General features: G+C 37.8%; 1 protein-coding gene. It reads right to left on the reverse strand.

Annotated features, from left to right (window positions below; translation table 11 throughout):
- Nucleotides 1-107: 107 nt before the first annotated feature.
- Nucleotides 108-1,631 carry an IS1182 family transposase gene (locus tag BUB25_RS16275; protein WP_072946199.1) on the reverse strand — a complete coding sequence of 508 codons (1,524 nt, stop codon included), beginning with the start codon at nt 1,629-1,631 and terminating at the stop codon, nt 108-110.
- Between the last annotated feature and the right edge of the window lie 89 nt (nt 1,632-1,720).

Genomic DNA, 1,720 nt, shown 5'->3' on the forward strand with positions numbered 1-1,720 from the left:
ACGTCAGGCTGTGAAAAAACCTCTTTTTCCTATTGAAATCTTCAAATTGTCCTATTCTACAATGCAAATAAAGCCTTTTAAGGTAGTACTTTTTTTAAGCTGGTAATTTAATTAGAGAAATATAAGGACTCTGAATTTAGCTTTAAATACTCTTTTTTTAGCAAAAGCAAGACTTTTGCCTTATAGGGGGAATTCCATTTCTTGAGTTTGGCAATCAAATCGGGAACGCCGAGGATATTGATACTGCGTTTGATGTTATATACCAGCATAATCAGGCTGTGTTCTCCGTTTACTTTTTCTAATCCTGTTAAATTGGTATGGTTGTAGCCCCATTGTCGCTTGATAGTACCAAAGATATGCTCGTTGATTTCCTGTCGCTTGCGGTAGAGCTGTGAGTTTTCATGATAGCGCTTGTTGTTTTCTTCTACGGCATCGGCATATTGGCTGCGGTCTATATCACGACCAGCCATCCTGCTGGTGCATAAATGTTTTACAGGACATTCTCTGCATTTGGGTGTTCGGTATCTTTTAAACTTATAACTGTCTCTGTCCGTGGTTTTCTTGTGCCAGCTGCCTGTGGTTTTAAGCGTTTCGCCCTGTGGACAAGTGTAGGTGTCAGTGATTTGGTCGTATTGGAACTTAGAGATCAGATAATTCTCGGTTATCCTTTCTTTATTTTTTCCTTGTTCTGGCTGTGCTACAATTGTAGTGATGTTGGCCTGTTTGCAGGCTTCTATTTCCCGCCCGTTATGATAACCTTTATCAACTAAAGCCGTGTAGTTCTCTATGGCTAGATTCTCTTTGGCTTCGATGGCAATGGCCGACAAGGCATTGCGATCATTGCGATTGATCGTGTGTGTAGCCACCACAAGATTGTGTTTAGCATCTACAGCAGCTTGCATATTAAACGATATTTCTACTACCTGACCTTGAACTAATAATGCCCTGGCATCATTATCGGTGGTACTTATTTGAGGTTCGCCACTTGCTTTGAGTTTTTCTTCCAGTTGCTCATAGCCAAGTTTGTTTTGTTTTAATCTTTCTATCTTTTGTTGGATGTTTTGAATTTTAACAGGGTTTTCTTTAGCATCATTTTCTTCCAAAGCATCTAGGTATTCTTGGGTTTTTACTTCAATATATTCTAGATGTTTGTCGATTTTCTTTTGATTAAAATTGGCTTTTTTACTATTGTGTGCGCGACTTTTGGTGCCATCAATAGCAATGGTTTCTCCTGCTATTAAATCGGCATCTTTTAAGAAGGAAACAAATAGCTTGAATACGTTTTTCAAAGCAACAGGGTTGTTCTTTCTAAAATCGGAGATACTGTGGTAATTAGGACGAATGTCTTCTAAAAGCCATTGCATTTCTATGTTTCTAAAGCATTCATTTTCTAGTTTACGCCCACTTCTAATTCCGTTGAGATAGCCATAAAGATAGATTTTAAGAAATACTTTGGTATTATAACTCGGGCGGCCTTCTTCTTTGATGGTTTGCACAGCAAAACCAAGTTTTGAGAGGTCTACAAATTCTACAAATGCATCTATAAATCGTACTTGATTATCGGCAGTTATACTGTCTTCTAAACTAGAAATACGCATCTGGTGGCGGGAAGTTCCTGTGATATGTTGCATTCTTAAAAATAAGAAAAATCCTGTTTTTATACAACTATTTGGCTATATTTGTTTGTAATAAAGCGGAGGTTTTTTCACAGACTGACGTT

Source organism: Flavobacterium granuli (assembly GCF_900129705.1).
Lineage (GTDB): Bacteria > Bacteroidota > Bacteroidia > Flavobacteriales > Flavobacteriaceae > Flavobacterium > Flavobacterium granuli.

What these genes read in the sequence shown, in the direction of transcription:
- BUB25_RS16275 (WP_072946199.1), bottom strand. Translation starts at nt 1,631, where the DNA reads ATGCAACATATCACAGGAACTTCCCGCCACCAGATGCGTATTTCTAGT.